Source organism: Sporosarcina sp. P33 (assembly GCF_002077155.1).
Lineage (GTDB): Bacteria > Bacillota > Bacilli > Bacillales_A > Planococcaceae > Sporosarcina.
In genome coordinates this window covers 1,136,813-1,153,675 of record NZ_CP015027.1, presented here as the reverse complement: position 1 = coordinate 1,153,675, position 16,863 = coordinate 1,136,813, and the positions used below count along the sequence as shown (strand labels likewise).

The following is a 16,863-nucleotide window of genomic DNA, read 5'->3' as shown; positions in this document are numbered from 1 at the left end:
GCAAATATACGGATGCAAAGGGGTGTAAACTGATGAACACTTTTCATGAATTACTCATGCCAAGCACGATTCTTTATGGGATGGACTCTTTTAAGGAAGTAGGAAAACAATCAATCAAATTGGGCGGAAAGACGTTAATTATCAGTGATCCGATAATGGCAAAGCTAGGATATGTGGAAGAGTGTAAGAACTTGCTTAAAGAAAGCGGGTTATCGTACACAGCGTATTTGGATGTAGATTCAGAACCGACAGATATCCACGTTAAAGAAGCAATGGATATTTGTTCCCGTGAAACCTGCGATCACATTGTCGCAATTGGCGGGGGCAGCTGTATTGACACTGCGAAAGCGGTTTCAGTGCTGATGACGAATGGCGGTACAATGACAGACTACTTTGGGACGGGAAAAGAACTAGCGAAGAAACCGCTGCCTGTTATCGCGGTACCTACAACTGCAGGAACAGGATCTGAGGTAACAAAGGTAACAGTCATCACAGATGTTGCAACAGACATCAAAATGATGCTTTCTGATGCGAGTTTATTACCGGCAGTTGCTATTGTAGATCCGAATCTGACCGTCTCTTGTCCGAAGGGCGTCACAGCAGCGACTGGTGTAGATGCACTATGTCATGCAATTGAAGCGTATATATCAAGAAAAGCGCATCCGGTTACCGATGTATTAGCATTAACCGCCATTGATCATATGATTGGAAGTATTCGAACGGCTTATGAAGAGGGAGAGAATATGGATGCACGATCAAGCATGGCGCTAGGTTCCATGCTTGCGGGAGCGGCATTCTCTAATGCTTCAGTAACACTCGTTCATGGGATGTCAAGACCTATAGGGGCGCTATTCCATACACCTCATGGAATTTCCAATGCCATGCTGCTTCCGGCAGTGCTTGAATTTACTATGGAGGCCTCAATAGACAGGCTTGCTGAGATTGGAAGACGAATTGTTAAAAATGCGGACGATTACTCAGATCGAGAGTTAGCTTGCGGGGTCATAAATGAATTGAAGCAGCTCTGTGTTGACTTACACATTCCTAATATGAAGACATATGGAATAGATGAAAAACTATTTACAAGTTCTTTATCAAAAATGGCAGAAGATGCAATTAAAAGCGGCAGTCCGGCAAACACACCGAGAGTACCTGCTGCAGATGAGATTATTGAACTGTATCAAAGATGTTATAATTATGACTTTAGCGAGAAAACACAATTTGCCGAACAAACAAACTAAGGAGGCGGTTTACATGACAGTTAAGACAAATATAGAAGAAGTAAAGAATTTTCTTAATGGTGAATGGGTGTCAGCAGAGACTGAACAATATGAAGAGGTGCCTAATCCGGCAACAGGTGAAATAATTGCTACTGTACCAATTTCATCTAAAAAAGATGTAGAGCAAGCGGTAGCAGTTGCAAAAGAGGCATTCAAATCATGGAGTAAAGTGGCGGTTCCAAGACGGGCACGTATCCTGTTTCGTTACCAGCAGTTGCTTGTTGAAAATTGGTCAGAACTGGCGAAAATTATTACCATTGAAAACGGTAAAAGTTACACAGAAGCTTATGGTGAAGTGCAGCGCGGAATCGAATGTGTAGAATTTGCGGCAGGTGCTCCTACGCTGATGATGGGCGATCAGTTACCTGATATTGCAACTGGGGTAGAGTCTGGTATGTATCGTTATCCATTAGGAGTAGTAGGCGGAATCACACCATTCAACTTCCCGATGATGGTTCCATGTTGGATGTTCCCCCTTGCAATTGCAGTTGGGAACACATTTGTTCTTAAACCATCCGAGAGAACACCGCTTCTTGCCAATCGTTTGGCTGAGCTTTTCAAAGAAGCAGGTCTGCCCGATGGGGTATTGAATATTGTACATGGTGCACATGATGTGGTGAATGGATTAATGGAAAGTAAAGATGTGAAAGCTATTTCATTTGTTGGCTCTCAACCTGTTGCGGAGTACGTTTATAAGACTGCTGCTGCTAATAAAAAACGTGTGCAGGCTCTTGCCGGAGCAAAGAACCACTCTATCGTTATGCCGGATGCAGACTTGGATAACGCAGTAACAAATATTATCGGTGCTGCATTTGGCTCTGCCGGAGAGCGTTGCATGGCATGTTCCGTAGTGGTAGCGGTGGGTAACGTTGCAGACGAATTAGTAGACAGACTTGTAAAAGCTTCAGATGAAATAATTATTGGAAATGGACTGGATGAAAATGTGTTTTTAGGACCAGTCATTCGTGATTCTCATAAAGAGCGAACTGAAAGTTTCATTGCTGCAGGTGAGGAAGAAGGAGCACGTCTTCTCCGTGATGGCCGTAATGATCAAGTGAAGGAATCTGGATACTATGTAGGGCCTACTATTTTCGACAACGTGACATCAGAAATGAAAATATGGAAAGAAGAAATCTTTGCACCTGTATTATCCATCGTCCGGGTAGAAAGTTTAGACGAAGCGATCGCGCTTTCCAATGAATCAGATTTTGCGAATGGAGCATGTCTCTACACAGACAGCGCTAAAGCAGTCAGACAATTCCGTGAAGAGATGGATGCGGGAATGTTAGGTGTCAATCTGGGGGTACCGGCACCAATGGCTTTCTTCCCGTTCTCCGGACATAAAGATTCCTTCTACGGAGATCTTCATGCAAATGGAAAAGACGGAGTCAATTTTTATACGAGAAGAAAAATGCTGACAGCCAGATATTAAAATAATTACATCAAAACGGTTTAGGTGGTGAGACATGTGGTCGTGTTAACTGAGGTGGATAATGGGATAGGCTGGATAAAAATAAACCGCCCTAAAGTGTTAAATTCCATCAATGTCGAAGTGGTCGAATTACTAACGGAAGCACTGAAAAAATGGAGAAATGATGATCGCATAGTCTTCATTTGTTTATCAGGTGAAGGAGAAAAAGGATTTTGTGCAGGCGGGGATATGCGAAAATTCTATGATTTGAAAAATGAGGATGTCGCTGCCTATGCAAATGAATTCTTCTCAAAAGAGTATCGGTTGGATGCTATGATCCATCAGTACCCAAAACCAATTATGGTATATATGAATGGTATCGTGATGGGCGGCGGCGTTGGTCTTTCAATAGGAGCAACACACCGAATTGTAACAGAGAAGACAAAATGGGCAATGCCCGAAATGAATATCGGCTTCTTTCCGGATGTGGGAGCCAGCTATTTTCTAAATCAACTGCCTGGATATACGGGTCGTTACTTGGCACTGACTTCAAAAGTGATATCCGCGAGTGATGCGATTTATATGAATGCGGCAGATTATTATATGAACAGTGCCAATTGGGAAACTATACAAAAGGAAATGCGAACGAAGCAATGGTCTGTTGACTCAATCGTGGCGGATTTAGAAGCATTCATTCAATCGTATACGGCTGAAACACCAATTAATTCCGACTTGAAAAATGAGCAGGAAGAGATAAAACGCCATTTTCAATATGAAACAGTAGAGGAAATTGTGGATTCTTTGAAAAGTGCGGCAGCTGAAGGAGATGAATGGGCTGAACTAACAGTGCGAAACATTCTTTCAAAATCGCCTACATCTTTAAAAGTTACCCTTCATCAATTAATCAAAGGCCAAAACCAGACGCTGTTGGAATGTTTGGAAATGGAAAGAAATATGGCTATGCATTTTATGGATAACGCAGACTTTTATGAAGGAGTCCGTGCGGTATTGGTCGATAAAGATCAGTCTCCGAAATGGAATCCATCATCAATTACAGAAGTCACGAATGAAGATGTAGAGAAGTATTTTTCTTTAGTCAATGTATAAACTGCCAGCAAACTGTCTGTTTACCAGCGTGTAATAGACAATTAAAGAAACCATTCTATGCAAAAGTTGCGTAGAATGGTTTCTTTTACTGTTCTGTAAGTATACATCTCATCTGTTCTAAAAAGAGTATATATTTTTATTATTTATTCATGCTGTTCTTCTGATGAATCTGCAATAGCCTTCGTTTCATGAACAGTGCCGCGCGGATGATTCGGCGGGGCGTAAATAGAGTATAACTTTATCGGTACACTGCCTGTATTTGTGAGATTGTGCCACGTTCCCGCCGGAATCAAAATAATATCATCGTCAGCGACTCTTCGCTCAAAATTCACCTGATTGACTGTCGGTCCCATCTGAACCAAGCCGCTGCCTTCTTCTAATCGAAGGAATTGATCGACATGGGGATGGACTTCCAACCCAATATCTTCACCAGGGGCAATGCTCATAAGAGTAAGCTGCATATGATCTCCTGTCCACAAGGCAGTACGGAACGTGTTATTGCGCTTCGCAGCTTGAGTTATATTCGTCGAAAAAGGCATCGGTCCAAAATCAGTCCGGGCACATTGCAGCGGTTCAGAAGGGCCTCCAGCGTGATGAATCTGCTGCATAGGCGGCATGACAGGGAAACAGGGCCAGAAATACACCGGCTGATACCAGCACATCATCATAAAATTAGAAGCAGATTGATCGATTACACTCATTCCCTTCGTTGTACTTTTCATCACAGTATATGTCATATACCCAGTAAAGTGTTCAGATGGGAAACAGATATGTATGTAAGAACACGCTAAACCTTTTGTGACACGAATTCACAAAGTGGTCATATGTAAGCGTTTTGATTATGAATGAATTGTGAAGAACTTCACAAAGTAACCAAATCATGCGGGAAAAGGCGTATACTAAGAGTAACAAAAGAAGTTGACGTCTGGTTGCCGCCAAGAAAATCAAAATACCAACCAAAAAGGAGACTGAACAACATGTGGGTTATCACATTGTTCGAAACAGAAAACGTACGGATCTTTGAATATGCAAAGAAAGCAGAAGCAACTGCTGCCATGGAAAAGCTCAATGAGTACGCTGTTTTATCCTATACAAAATAAAAAAGATTTTGCATGAACATAAAAATATAAAAATTAAAGGAGACTGAGAAACATGTGGGTAATTACATTATTTGAGCAGGCCAATGTACGGATCTTTGAATACGCGGAAAAGGTAGAGGCAATGAACGCAATGAAGAAATTCAGCAAATACGCGGTTCTGTCATACACAAGATAATAACTTTACACATCACCCGCAGCGATTGCAGCTGCGGGTTTTTTATTATGTAAAAATGGCCTGGGCTGTCTGGCTTCGTTAGATACCTGATTATGTATATTGTCCAAGCGCCGATGTTTATGTGGATAAAAAGATTAAACTTTTTAATTAAATCATGCATAAGGTCATTTCCAATAACAAGAAAACGCTTGCAGACACAAAACTGCCATATGTAAGCGTTTTGACTTTGAAAGAATTGTGAAAACCTTCACATAGCCGTTTCTTTTGTTGTAGAACAGCGTATGATAAGAGTAACAAAAGAAATTGGCCGGCAGAATTCATTCAAGGAAATATGCTGCCAAACAAAAAGGAGACTGTACAATATGTGGGTTATCACATTGTTTGAACAGGCAAATGTACGAATCTTTGAATACGATAAGAAAATTGAAGCGATCAACGCAATGAAGAACTTCGGTAAATATGCTGTACTATCATATACAAATTAAGCCTTAGCTTTTATGACAATAAACGAATGTAAATGAAAAGGAGACGGTAAACATGTGGGTCATTACATTATTTGATAAAGAAAACGTAAGAATTTTTGAATATGCGGAGAAAGCGGAAGCGACAAATGCAATGAAGAACTTCAGTAAATACGCAGTACTTTCTTATACAAACTAAGCCATAGATTATTTTTAGATCACCGAATATAAAATAAAAGGAGACTGGAAAACATGTGGGTAATCACTTTATTTGAATCAGAAAATGTACGGATCTTTGAATATGCCGAGAAATCAGAAGCGACAAGCGCAATGAAAAACTTCAGCAAGTATGCAGTACTGTCGTACACAAACTAAGTAAATAAATCATCACCTGCAGCGATCATCGGCTGCAGGTTTTTTGCCGTATCCCTAAATAATTCACATGCCCATTTTATAACCAGGCGTTTGAGTATGTTACTATAAGATCATATCATTACAGGAATTAGAGAACTTTTGATAATTTACAGTACAGTTACGAGGAAAGGAACATCTATGTTAGGCAGAGTAAATATATTTTTGCAGCGATGGATCGCAATATTGACACCGTTAAGTTTAGTAGTGGGTGTGCTGTTCCATTCAGTGGGAGAGCAGTTATTATTTATCGTTACTTGGCTATTTGCCTTCATGACATTTGTAGGCAGCCTAGGTATGAATGTAAAAGAGCTGCGGATGGTGGGAAAACATCCCATCGTTGTACTTGTAAGCATCGCCTTTTTGCATATCTTGATGCCAGCGTGGGCTTATCTATTATCTATTGTCTTTTTTGATGATCATTTATTGACAGTCGGCTTTGTATTAGCTGTCGCTATTCCGACGGGTGTAACGAGTGTAATCTGGGTAACCATTTCTAAGGGCAACTTACCGCTGTGTCTGTCCATTATTTTAATTGATACGCTGCTTGCACCTATAATTATGCCTGCAATTCTTCATGTAGTTGTCGGGGAAAGTATCACAATCGATATGACAGCAATGATTCTAAATTTATTATGGATGATTGTATTGCCGACGATACTCGGTATTACGCTGAATGAACTGACGAAAGGCAATATTCAGAAGGTATGGGGATCCCGGTTAGCTCCATTTTCCAAATTGAGCCTGTTCGCGATTGTTGCGATCAACGGCAGTGCGGTTGCACCGTATGTGAAGACCATTTCCCTTGAGCTGATTGGAATAATATCAGTCGTGCTAATGTTATCGCTGACCGGTTACGGGGCTGCTTTATTGGTTTCGCACGTACTGTGGAAAAATCCGGAGATTGCTTCGACCTTCATGTTTATCGGCGGAATGCGTAATATCGCTACAGGTGTTGTCATTGCCACTACCTTCTTCCCTGCAAAAGTTGCGATGCCTGTTGTTTTCGGTATGCTATTCCAGCAGGTGCTCGCTTCTATTTCCAGTAAGGCCGCCGCATGGTATGGAAAACGGCAATTGACTGTCAGTGAAGGATAATAAAATAAAACAACTGCCGCTATTCTGACTCAGAGAAAGCGGCAGTTGTTTTATTTATTCTTCTTTTTCTCGTTTCTCGGTCTCGAACCAAATTCTGCAGAGAATTCTTCCTGTGAAAAACCTTCAGGATGCTGATTATTACTGTTGCTTGCTTCTTTGTTTTTATTCTGATACGTACCCAGCGGATTGTGCGTTCGTTCATTCATCGTTTTCTTATTGTTTTTATTCGTCATATTCATCCACCTCCTACTGATTAAGATGGCCGGAAGCTAAATTTTTATACGGTGCCTGAGAATTCCTGAAGTTGTCTGAAAAATGTTATCATGACTAAAAGGAGAGGTGGGACTATGCGAAAAGTATATAGAACTTTCCTGTTACTCATCGTCAGTGCACTCTTTCTATTCATAACAGGATGCTCCAATGAAGAGCCCGAACATGTTTTGCAGCCAGATCAACAACAACATCAAAACGAACAAATCCAATCATTGCTTATTTCTGCCCGTGAAGCGGCTGAAAAAGGACGGCTGTCTGATGGGCGCTGGCAAGCAGGGATGACTACCTATCAACAGGTCATAGATGAACTGGGAGAGCCCGACAAAATAGAGCGTACGGGCAACGGAAACTATGCTATTTATGAAAAGGCTCGGCTTGAACTGGGTCTAACAGAGAACCATCTTATCTACGAAATGCGTTCTTCTGATTCTGAATGGGAAACTATAACGGAAGACGTTGCAGAAGAGGTGCTGGGTGCGCCGGATAAGTACCTTGAATCAGATGAACAAAAGATTGCTGTCTATGATTTGAATGATAAGTACGAACTGAATGTACGATTCACTGCAGCAGAAAGCGCAGCGGCAACAGCCAAACAAATCGCTGTCGTTCATAAGCAGAGCGCTGAAATACAGTCCGTTATACAAAAAATGGGGACAGATGAAAAGCTCGGGCAATTGATTATGATGGGTGTACAAGGCCCGCGGCTTGACTCTGCGGCAAAGAAATTTATAGAAGAAACGCATGTGGGCGGAGTTATTTTATTTAAGCGTAACCTCGTATCAGTCACACAGTCGCTCACTTTACTCAATGAATTAAAACAAGCCAACGCAGATGCAAAAGCTCCATTGTTTATAAGTGCGGATGAAGAAGGAGGCCGTGTGACGCGATTGCCGAAAGAAATCATGAAGTCGCCTTCCAACCGTAAAATCGGTAACGCGGAATCCGGGAAATATGCGTTTGAAGCGGGAGAATTAGCAGGCCGCAAGATGAGCGCTTTCGGATTGAATATGGACTTTGCACCGGTACTTGACGTGGACAGCAATCCCAGTAATCCTGTAATTGGCGACCGTTCCTACAGTTCTGACGCAAAGCTCGTCAGTAAAGCGGGAATCCGACAGGCAAAAGGCATGAAGTCTCAGCGTGTTATACCCGTCGTCAAACACTTTCCGGGTCATGGCGATACGAGTGTAGATTCACATATTGAATTGCCTGTAATTCGTCACACAAAAGAACGTTTGCAGAACGTGGAGCTGCTGCCTTTTAAGGAAGCAATTCAGGAGGGTATAAACGCAGTGATGGTCGGTCACTTGATTGTTCAGGCCTATGATCCAAAAACGCCCGCATCTTTTTCCAAGCCGGTGATACAAGGGCTATTGCGTGATGAATTACAATTTAATGGGGTAGTCATTACAGATGACTTAATTATGGGTGCCATCGGAAAAAACTATTCGATAGGTGATGCCGCCATCCAATCCATTTTGGCGGGAGGAGACATTTTGCTGGTCGGCCATGACTACCAGCCGGTAACGGATGTGCTTACGGCACTTCACAACGCATTAGATGAAGGGACGATTACAGAACAAAGGATCAACCAAAGTGTCGAGCGAATTTTATTAGTAAAACAGCAGTATGAAGTGGACGATCTTCCGCATGAAAAGGTGGACGTAGAAGAGCTGAACCGTCTGACTAAAGAATTGTTGAACAAGCTGCAATGATACGCAGATGCGTTGAACGTGGAATGATCGTGCTGGAAATAGATCATCAGAAAGAAGCCGCGGAATTATTTGCATATTTTTTCAGACAGCCACTTGTAAATAGAGTGGCTGTTCTTTTTGAAAAAATTCACAGCTGATGTTTCGTTCTAATATTCATATCTGCGGGCATGCTATGTCTGAGGGAATAAGGAGGATGAATGGATGAACATTAGCGAAGAGTTGAAAATGTTGAAGGCATTTCGCTGTGATGATCGTTGCGTGCTGTCTGTATACTTAAACACAAATCCGGCAGATCGTGATCAGCAGCAGGCTGCATGGAGAATTCATTTGAAATCGGGATTGAAACGTCTGGATGAATACTTGGTCGCATCAGGCGATGAAAAAGAATTGACTGCATTCCGTTCAGTAAAAGAAGATGTAATGAAGGAAATTGAAGATAAGCAAAATGATCTGGCAAAAGGGGCCATCATTTTTGCGGCGGCAGAACCTAAAATCTGGTCTGTCCATTATGTTCAAGTTGCGGTCAAGACTAGCTTTCATTGGGAAAGTCAGGCGATGACAAATGAGTTGGAGTATATGTTACAAGCATATCCAGAAGCGGGAATAATACTCCCGAGCTACAGCGATGTACGTATTTTGGATACGGCGATGGGGAGAGTTCATGATGAAACTGTCTATGAATTTGATTCAGGCCTTGACGTCTGGAAAGAGCAAAAAGGGGTGAAGTCTTCCATTCAGCGCGGAGTAGGAGGACACACGGACGGTTTTGACCAACGCCTGAAACAAAACTTAGACCGCTTTTATAAGGATATGGGCTCTGTCGTCGGCACATTGAAAAAGAAACACAGATGGAAAGAAGTGCATGTGGCGGGGGAGGCCGAACTCGCGAAAAGCTTCGCATCCATTCTGAGTGAAAAGCCGAATAGCTGCATACACAAAAATTTCGGTAAAGCGAATAATAATCACATCATCCAAAAAATCTTCGAGTCCCGCTGAATGAATCAAGAACATGCTGCCCGGCAGACGGCAGCATGTTTTTTTGCGTTGTATGTCTTCAAAACTAAATAGGAATATGACGTGAAAATTACGTCAGCCAATAATTGTTCAGATTGTACATTTTGGTTATTTCCTGTTGAACCAATATAACTAAAGTAATTTTAGAATTTTACTAGTATACTAAGTGGTAAAGAAGGGGGTCAGCACATGGGAAAAGTAAGAAAAATTACGTTGTGGGGACTGAGTATACTGTCAATTATAATAGTAATTGCAGTAATATTTGCAAACGCTTACATCTCGAAGTCAAGACCGCTTGAAGCGGGGGAGCAACAAGTCTCTTTTATCGATGATGAAGTAGTCGTTGCACGGGACAAAAACGGTGTGCCTCACATTCACGCCGCATCGGATGAAGATTTGTACCGGGCGCAAGGATATGTACAGGCACAAGACCGATTGTTCCAAATGGATCTCGCACGCAGACAGGCAAGCGGCCGGCTGGCGGAAGTAATTGGTGAAAAAGCAGTAGATACGGATAAGCTGTTCCGCACATTCAGTCTTCGAAGTGCAGCAGAAGCCTCGTATGACGGCTATGGAGAGCATGCGAAGAAAGTGCTTGGCTGGTATGCGGAAGGTGTGAATGCTTTCATTGAGGAAGCTAAATCATCAAAAAAATTATCCTATGAATTTGCGCTATTGGGATATGAACCGGAAGAGTGGACACCGGTAGATTCATTGACAATCGGTAAATATATGGCCTATGACCTCGGCGGCAGGTGGCAGCCTCAGGCATTCCGCCACTGGGCAATCCATGCATTTCCCGAAGAAAAAATGAAGGATTTATTTCTAACGTATCCAGAAAACGCTGAATCCATCATGACGGCAAATAAAGAACATACAGTAGAAGTGGCAGGACGTTTTCTTCCGGAACTGTCACCGCCTGAATTCAATGGCAGTAATAACTGGGTAGTTTCCGGAAAGAAGACCGCTTCAGGCAAACCGCTGCTTGCAGACGATCCGCATTTAGGCCTCAGCACTCCGTCCATCTGGTATCAGATGCATTTGCAGTCACCAAAGCAAAATGTTGAAGGCGTAATATTTGCTGGCATACCTGGCATTATTTTAGGAAATAATGAAGATATCGCATGGGGCGTCACGAATGTCGGACCAGACGTGCAGGACTTGTATATTGAAGTACCGCACCCGAGTGAAAAAGGCCTATTCCGGTATGATGGACAATGGGAAAAAGCTGAAATTCGTAACGAAGCAATCCAAGTGAAAGGCGGAGAAGAAATACCGTTTGAAGTCATCGTTACACGGCATGGGCCCATCATTTCGGATGTCATGTATAAGAAAGAAAATCCAGGTGCATCATTTTCCATGCAGTGGACAGCACTAGAGCCGACATTAGAGCTGGAAGCAATCATGGAGATGAATACTTCTTCCGATTGGAACAGTTTTGAGAAGGCATTGGAAAAATTCCACACGCCGGCGCAGAACTTTGTTTTTGCTTCCACAGACGGCACGATCGCGTATAAAGCAAATGGCCGTATACCTATTCGAAAACAAGGTGATGCACAATTGGCTGTCCCCGGTGATTCATCCGAATATGGCTGGAAAGGCTATGTGCCATATGACGAACTGCCGACTATAGTGAATCCCGAAGAAGGCTTTATCGCCACTGCCAATAATGAAGTGGCGGATGAAAACTATCCGTATCACATCACGAAGTTTTGGGCACAGCCATACCGTTTTGAACGAATTGTAGAAGTGCTGAGAGAAAAAGATGACTTTACTGTGGAAGATATGATGAAACTGCAGATGGATCAAAAAAATCTCTACGCTGCAGAATTTCTTGATGCCATGATTGATTCTGTACAGAAAAAAGATCAGTCAGGAGAATTTAGAGATACATTGAATATGTTGCAGCAATGGGATCAAGTGGATTCGCAGGACAGCAGCGCACCTTTGATTTTCCATAAGTGGATGAAGCAACTGCAACTCGATATGTTCCGTGATGAAATGCCTGCGGATGTCTACCAATTAATGCCGGGTAAAAACCAAATTACCGATGAATTATTGCGGAAAGGATATAACGGCGAAGAAAGCGTGTGGCTTGAAGAGAAGGCGGGGATCGATCAATGGGTCTACGATTCATTCGCGAACACGATGAAAAACATCGCCAATGATTTCGGAGATAATCAGGATAAATGGACATGGGGAGATTACCACCAGCTGACATTCCCGCATCCTTTGGCAAGCGCATCCCCCTTATTCGAAAAGTTATTGAATCCGAAAAAACAACCGATCGGCGGTTCAAATATTACAGTACAGGCTGCCGCATTTAAAGACGACGGCTCTGTCAACCATGGGGCCTCGTGGAGATTCGTCGCAGATTTAGCCGACTTGTCCAAAACCTACCACATTGTAGGACCGGGACAAAGCGGGCACATGAAATCCAAATGGTTCCACGACCAGGCAGAAGACTGGGCACTCGGCAACTATCATGAGACTCTCATGACAGAGAATCTTCCAGACAGCCGTGTGCTTATATTGCAGCCGAAAGGTAAATAAGTAAAACGTCTATAGATATCAGGGACTGAAGGCCAACTCGTACACACTGCGGGTTTGACTTCAGTCTTTTGTATATTGAGTTACCAACCTTCCGCAGCATAAATTGACACCAGGTGCTTAATAAGTGGTACGCATCTGCCTTTACAGCTGATGAATGTTCCTTTATCTGTTTTCTTTCGGATACGATAAAAACATTTTTCTCATGGTATACTATAAGAATTCTAAATGGCAAAGCATTATCGGAGGAATCATCATGAAACATCTGGCAGGCGGCATACAATGGGCCGTCTTTCTCATCGCTTCATCCATTGCAGCACCCATCGCCATCTCACATGTATTCGGTATGGATCCGATGGCCGCATCGCTGTTCATGCAACGAACAATATTCCTGCTCGGCATCGCCTGTCTGATTCAGGCATTTTTCGGGCACAGGCTGCCAATCAACGAAGGGCCGGCGGGATTATGGTGGGGGATTTATGTAGTGTATGCCGGGATGGTCGGCATTTTCTATACGACATCAACAGATGCTCTGCAGGCACTGCAAAGCGGTATGCTTTACAGCGGTATACTGTTTATTATATTAGCGGCCACTGGCATCATCACGAAAATGAAGGCGTTATTTACACCCGCCATTACATTTACCTATTTAATGCTGCTGATTTTGCAGTTGAGCGGAACATTCATTAAAGGAATGATGGGTGTTGAAGAAGCAGGGGACCATCTGGATCCTGCCATTACGGTCGGGAGTCTTATCGTTCTGCTGATTACATTTATTGCGATGGCAAATAAACGTCCGTCTGTCTCGAAGTATGCCGTGCTGATATCCATTGCGCTCGGGTGGGGGATTTTCCTGGCACTCGGCAAAACGCCTGCTGTAGCGAAAGTTTCAGATCAGCTGATCCAGCTGCCAAAAATGTTCGTCTACGGCAACCCTGTGTGGGACAGCGGTGTTCTCGTTACGGCAGTATTCATTACATTATTGCTAGTTGCAAACATGCTGGCCTCCATTCGTGTGATGGAACATTTATTGAAACACTCCTTTCATATCACCCCGCCTGACCGTTTGCGCCAAGGAGCATTCGCTTCAGGATTTATCCATCTGCTAGCGGGTGTGTTTTCCGCAATCGGCTCGGTTCCGATTTCAGGTTCTGCGGGATTTGTCGGCACAACACGAATGCCTTCCATCAAACCGTTTATTATCGGCAGTACGCTGCTCGTTCTCATTACACTGTTCCCTAGTGTCATGGCCATATTTGCCGCATTGCCGGCTCCTGTCGCCTATGCAGTGACGTTCGCAATCTTTACGAAGATGGTGTCCATGGCGTTTGATGAACTTGATGCTGATCCGGAAAAGGAACGCGCACGAAAGACGGTGGCATTGGGGCTGATGGTAGGCGTCGGAACTATGTTCGTACCCGCAGAAAGTCTGTCACAACTTCCTGCCATTGCCGCTTCTACATTGTCTAACGGATTGATTACGGGCACGATTCTTGCCATCATGATTGAGCAGTATCTGATGAGCAGACAAAAACGAAAACAGCACAGCACTGGCAAAAACACCTGACAATTACACTGCTGTCAGGTGTTTTCGCTCAAACAGTAAGGGGCTCTTTATTCGTTCTTTGATCGTTTATCTTCTGTTGCGCGATAGACTTCTTTTAGTGCGTCGCGGTACTCTTTTCCACTGGAATTTTCACGTGCGCGCGCTGCTTCTTCGGCACTGGCTTCAAATTCCAAGCCCATTTCTTCATTGATAGTCCCTTTATGGAACAAATGCCTAATATCTTTCTCCATAGTCATCCCTCCTCTTTTGTACTATGGCTTGTTTTGCTATAGCTATACATAGCGCCGATATTTTTGAAGAAAGAAAGAGGATTCACTATGGAATTGTCGAAAGAAGTGGAGTAGCAACACAATTCAGAACAGGGAGAGTGTATGAATATGAGTAAAAAAGTATTGATTCTAGGCGGGGATGCCGTAGAAGCGCTGGAAATATTCTATCCGTATTATCGCTGTTTGGAAGAAGGATTTGACACGACTATTGCATCACCTACTGTGAAAAAATTATATACGGTTACACATGACTTCATTGACGGAATGGAAACGTATGTAGAAAAGCCCGCGTATGGCTTGGATTCGCATATCGCTTTTAAAGATGTCAATCCTGCTGAGTATGATGCGCTCATTATCCCGGGAGGAAGGGCGCCTGAATATATACGCTTGGATGAATCATTACCGGGCATCGTCCGTCATTTCTTTGAAGAGAATAAGCCTGTGGCGGCGGTTTGTCATGCTGCACAAGTATTATCCGTTATTCCTGATCTTATGAAAGGCAGGGAATATACAGCCTATATTGCCTGTAAGCCGGATGTTACAGCAACAGGTGCCACGTATATTGAAAAAGATCTTCATACAGAAGGAAACCTCGTGTCAGGACATGCCTGGCCGGATCTTCCTGGTTTAATGAGGGAATTCATGAAAATGGTCAATAAATAAAATTGCATACGCTTTGTCTACAACTCAAGACGATTCCCATAAGGAGCCGTCTTGAGTTTTTGCACTCTATATACTGCAGGATACGTCTCAGAACTTCCCTCTGTTTCATTAAGGAAATAAAGTAATCAAGGAAATCCTCATTCATTAAAAAAATCTTCAGGTTTGCTATACTTTCCGTAGCAATAACTGAAGGAGGAATCATTCATGACAAAATTATTCAGCCCTTATACAATCCGCGGCGTAGAGTTCAAAAATCGGATCGCGATGTCACCGATGTGTATGTACTCTTCGCATAACCAGGACGGAAAAGTGGAAGACTGGCATAAAACCCATTATCCGGCCCGTGCAGTAGGACAAGTAGGCCTCATCATAGTAGAAGCAACTGCGGTACAGCCCCAAGGCAGGATTTCAAGTGAAGATTTAGGGATCTGGTCAGATGATCATGTGGAAGGATTAGCTGAATTAGTCCGTTTGATGAAGCAGCATGGAGCACGTACAGGCATCCAGCTGGCACATGCAGGAAGAAAAGCCACCGTGGACGGAACGATTTACGCGCCGAGTGCGATTGCTTTCAGTGAAGAATATAAAACACCAGCAGAAATGTCAGCTGCAGATATAGAAGAAACGATCGAAGCGTTCAAGCAGGCGGCCATCCGGTCAAAAAAGGCCGGTTTTGACGTTATTGAAATTCATGGTGCGCACGGCTATCTGCTCAACGAATTCCTGACGCCTTTATGCAATCGCCGGGAAGATGAATATGGGGGATCGGCAGAAAACCGCTACCGTATTTTGCGGCAAGTGATTGACGCGGTCCGTTCTGTCTGGGAAGGCCCGCTATTTGTCAGAATCTCAGCAGAAGACTACCGCGAAGGCGGAATGGATGCTTCACAATATGCTGAAATGGCAGTTTGGATGAAAGAACAGGGTGTCGATTTAGTCGATGTCAGCTCGGGTGGTGTAGTGCCCGCAGCGATTCATGCGTTCCCTGGCTACCAAGTGCCATTTGCAGATACGATACGCCGGAAGGCAAATATTGCGACAGGCGCTGTAGGCTTGATCACTTCCGCACTTCAGGCAGAGGAAATTTTACAAAATGACCGTGCAGATATTGTATTGCTGGCACGGGAATTATTGCGCGATCCGTACTGGCCGTACAGGGCAGCGAAGGAACTTGGTGCCGAAATCGAATCCGCGGTTCAATATACACGCGGCTGGACGTACTGAATAACTATTCCATTCATTACGTTTTATCATTAAAAAACACGAGCTCTGCCCGAATTTCTTCGGTAATATGCAATATGGCAAATGAATAATGCGGCAGCTTCCGTTTGTCAGTGGGAGATCCGGGATTCAGCAGAAGAGTTTTATTCATATAACGAAGCATAGGAATATGGGAGTGTCCGAAGACAATTACGTCGGCAGGCACTCCTTCAAATGCTTCAATAACGCGTTTCTCCGTCGTCTTTTTCTCCCCGTGCCCATGCACTAATCCAATTCGCACATCACCTGCTTGAATCACTTGCTGCAAGGGGAATAACTTTTTGACTTCTTCAGAATCTGCATTTCCTGATACGCCCTTAACTTCCGCAAATTCCGAAAACATTTGCACCGCCTCCATCGATTTCCAATCACCTGTATGTAAGATTAAGTCAGCTGTATCGCATTCGGCCAGTAAACGTGCCGGCAAATTCTTACCTCTGCCGGGTATATGTGTATCACCTGTAATCACAACTTTCATCACGCACCTCCTAGGCTTGTCTTTGACTATA

At 43.4% G+C, this 16,863-nt stretch carries 19 protein-coding genes; 15 read left to right on the top strand and 4 right to left on the bottom strand.

The genetic code is table 11. The features are described from left to right. Nucleotides 1-32: 32 nt before the first annotated feature. Genes SporoP33_RS05850 through SporoP33_RS05840 form a run of 3 tightly spaced genes read left to right on the top strand, consistent with a single transcriptional unit; the run spans nt 33 to nt 3,798 of the window. Nucleotides 33-1,241: an iron-containing alcohol dehydrogenase gene (locus SporoP33_RS05850; protein WP_081244770.1), complete on the top strand. Its 1,209-nt coding sequence runs from the start codon at nt 33-35 to the stop codon at nt 1,239-1,241. Between the two features lie 13 nt (nt 1,242-1,254). Next, the gene (locus SporoP33_RS05845; protein WP_081242849.1) at nt 1,255-2,712 is read left to right on the top strand and encodes a CoA-acylating methylmalonate-semialdehyde dehydrogenase; all 1,458 of its coding nucleotides are present in this window, start codon (nt 1,255-1,257) and stop codon (nt 2,710-2,712) included. Nucleotides 2,713-2,748: 36 nt separating this feature from the next. Beyond that, nucleotides 2,749-3,798 carry an enoyl-CoA hydratase/isomerase family protein gene (locus SporoP33_RS05840; RefSeq protein ID WP_196796866.1) on the top strand — a complete coding sequence of 350 codons (1,050 nt, stop codon included), beginning with the start codon at nt 2,749-2,751 and terminating at the stop codon, nt 3,796-3,798. A gap of 143 nt (nt 3,799-3,941) precedes the next feature. Here the strand turns inward: SporoP33_RS05840 and SporoP33_RS05835 are convergent, their stop codons facing one another. After that, complete coding sequence (locus tag SporoP33_RS05835) at nt 3,942-4,406, bottom strand: cupin domain-containing protein (RefSeq protein ID WP_231293334.1); 465 nt, start codon at nt 4,404-4,406, stop codon at nt 3,942-3,944. Between the two features lie 369 nt (nt 4,407-4,775). Here SporoP33_RS05835 and SporoP33_RS16455 point away from each other — a divergent pair, with 369 nt between their 5' ends. The 6 genes from SporoP33_RS16455 (at nt 4,776) to SporoP33_RS05830 (ending at nt 7,043) form a co-directional block, all read left to right on the top strand. Beyond that, complete coding sequence (locus SporoP33_RS16455) at nt 4,776-4,898, top strand: hypothetical protein (RefSeq protein ID WP_255363031.1); 123 nt, start codon at nt 4,776-4,778, stop codon at nt 4,896-4,898. 52 nt (nt 4,899-4,950) lie between these two features. After that, complete coding sequence (locus SporoP33_RS16450; RefSeq protein ID WP_255363030.1) at nt 4,951-5,073, top strand: hypothetical protein; 123 nt, start codon at nt 4,951-4,953, stop codon at nt 5,071-5,073. Nucleotides 5,074-5,435: 362 nt separating this feature from the next. Beyond that, complete coding sequence (locus SporoP33_RS16445; RefSeq protein WP_255363029.1) at nt 5,436-5,558, top strand: hypothetical protein; 123 nt, start codon at nt 5,436-5,438, stop codon at nt 5,556-5,558. Between the two features lie 52 nt (nt 5,559-5,610). After that, nucleotides 5,611-5,733 carry a hypothetical protein gene (locus tag SporoP33_RS16440; protein WP_255363028.1) on the top strand — a complete coding sequence of 41 codons (123 nt, stop codon included), beginning with the start codon at nt 5,611-5,613 and terminating at the stop codon, nt 5,731-5,733. Between the two features lie 53 nt (nt 5,734-5,786). After that, complete coding sequence (locus tag SporoP33_RS16435; RefSeq protein WP_255363027.1) at nt 5,787-5,909, top strand: hypothetical protein; 123 nt, start codon at nt 5,787-5,789, stop codon at nt 5,907-5,909. 177 nt (nt 5,910-6,086) lie between these two features. After that, nucleotides 6,087-7,043, top strand: a complete 957-nt coding sequence (locus SporoP33_RS05830) for a bile acid:sodium symporter family protein (RefSeq protein ID WP_081242847.1) — start codon at nt 6,087-6,089, stop codon at nt 7,041-7,043. Between the two features lie 50 nt (nt 7,044-7,093). Here SporoP33_RS05830 and SporoP33_RS05825 read toward each other — a convergent pair whose 3' ends face one another. Continuing rightward, the gene (locus tag SporoP33_RS05825; RefSeq protein ID WP_081242846.1) at nt 7,094-7,276 is read right to left on the bottom strand and encodes a hypothetical protein; all 183 of its coding nucleotides are present in this window, start codon (nt 7,274-7,276) and stop codon (nt 7,094-7,096) included. A gap of 114 nt (nt 7,277-7,390) precedes the next feature. Here SporoP33_RS05825 and nagZ point away from each other — a divergent pair, with 114 nt between their 5' ends. The 4 genes from nagZ to SporoP33_RS05805 all read left to right on the top strand — a co-directional run bounded on the left by nagZ (nt 7,391) and on the right by SporoP33_RS05805 (nt 14,162). After that, a complete protein-coding gene (gene nagZ, locus SporoP33_RS05820; RefSeq protein WP_196796865.1) occupies nt 7,391-9,031 on the top strand; it encodes a beta-N-acetylhexosaminidase in 1,641 nt (546 codons plus the stop codon). A 201-nt stretch (nt 9,032-9,232) separates the two neighbouring features. Then, complete coding sequence (locus SporoP33_RS05815; protein ID WP_081242844.1) at nt 9,233-10,027, top strand: VLRF1 family aeRF1-type release factor; 795 nt, start codon at nt 9,233-9,235, stop codon at nt 10,025-10,027. Nucleotides 10,028-10,234: 207 nt separating this feature from the next. Next, the gene (locus tag SporoP33_RS05810; protein WP_081242843.1) at nt 10,235-12,598 is read left to right on the top strand and encodes a penicillin acylase family protein; all 2,364 of its coding nucleotides are present in this window, start codon (nt 10,235-10,237) and stop codon (nt 12,596-12,598) included. Nucleotides 12,599-12,851: 253 nt separating this feature from the next. Then, nucleotides 12,852-14,162: a purine/pyrimidine permease gene (locus tag SporoP33_RS05805; RefSeq protein ID WP_081244768.1), complete on the top strand. Its 1,311-nt coding sequence runs from the start codon at nt 12,852-12,854 to the stop codon at nt 14,160-14,162. A gap of 47 nt (nt 14,163-14,209) precedes the next feature. Here SporoP33_RS05805 and SporoP33_RS05800 read toward each other — a convergent pair whose 3' ends face one another. After that, nucleotides 14,210-14,392 carry a hypothetical protein gene (locus tag SporoP33_RS05800; protein WP_081242842.1) on the bottom strand — a complete coding sequence of 61 codons (183 nt, stop codon included), beginning with the start codon at nt 14,390-14,392 and terminating at the stop codon, nt 14,210-14,212. Nucleotides 14,393-14,539: 147 nt separating this feature from the next. Here SporoP33_RS05800 and SporoP33_RS05795 point away from each other — a divergent pair, with 147 nt between their 5' ends. Beyond that, entirely contained in the window at nt 14,540-15,094 is a 555-nt protein-coding gene (locus tag SporoP33_RS05795; protein WP_081242841.1) for a DJ-1/PfpI family protein, read from the top strand. Between the two features lie 204 nt (nt 15,095-15,298). Then, a complete protein-coding gene (namA, locus tag SporoP33_RS05790; protein ID WP_081242840.1) occupies nt 15,299-16,318 on the top strand; it encodes an NADPH dehydrogenase NamA in 1,020 nt (339 codons plus the stop codon). A gap of 16 nt (nt 16,319-16,334) precedes the next feature. Here namA and SporoP33_RS05785 read toward each other — a convergent pair whose 3' ends face one another. After that, nucleotides 16,335-16,832 carry a metallophosphoesterase family protein gene (locus SporoP33_RS05785; protein WP_081242839.1) on the bottom strand — a complete coding sequence of 166 codons (498 nt, stop codon included), beginning with the start codon at nt 16,830-16,832 and terminating at the stop codon, nt 16,335-16,337. Nucleotides 16,833-16,863 lie beyond the last annotated feature (31 nt).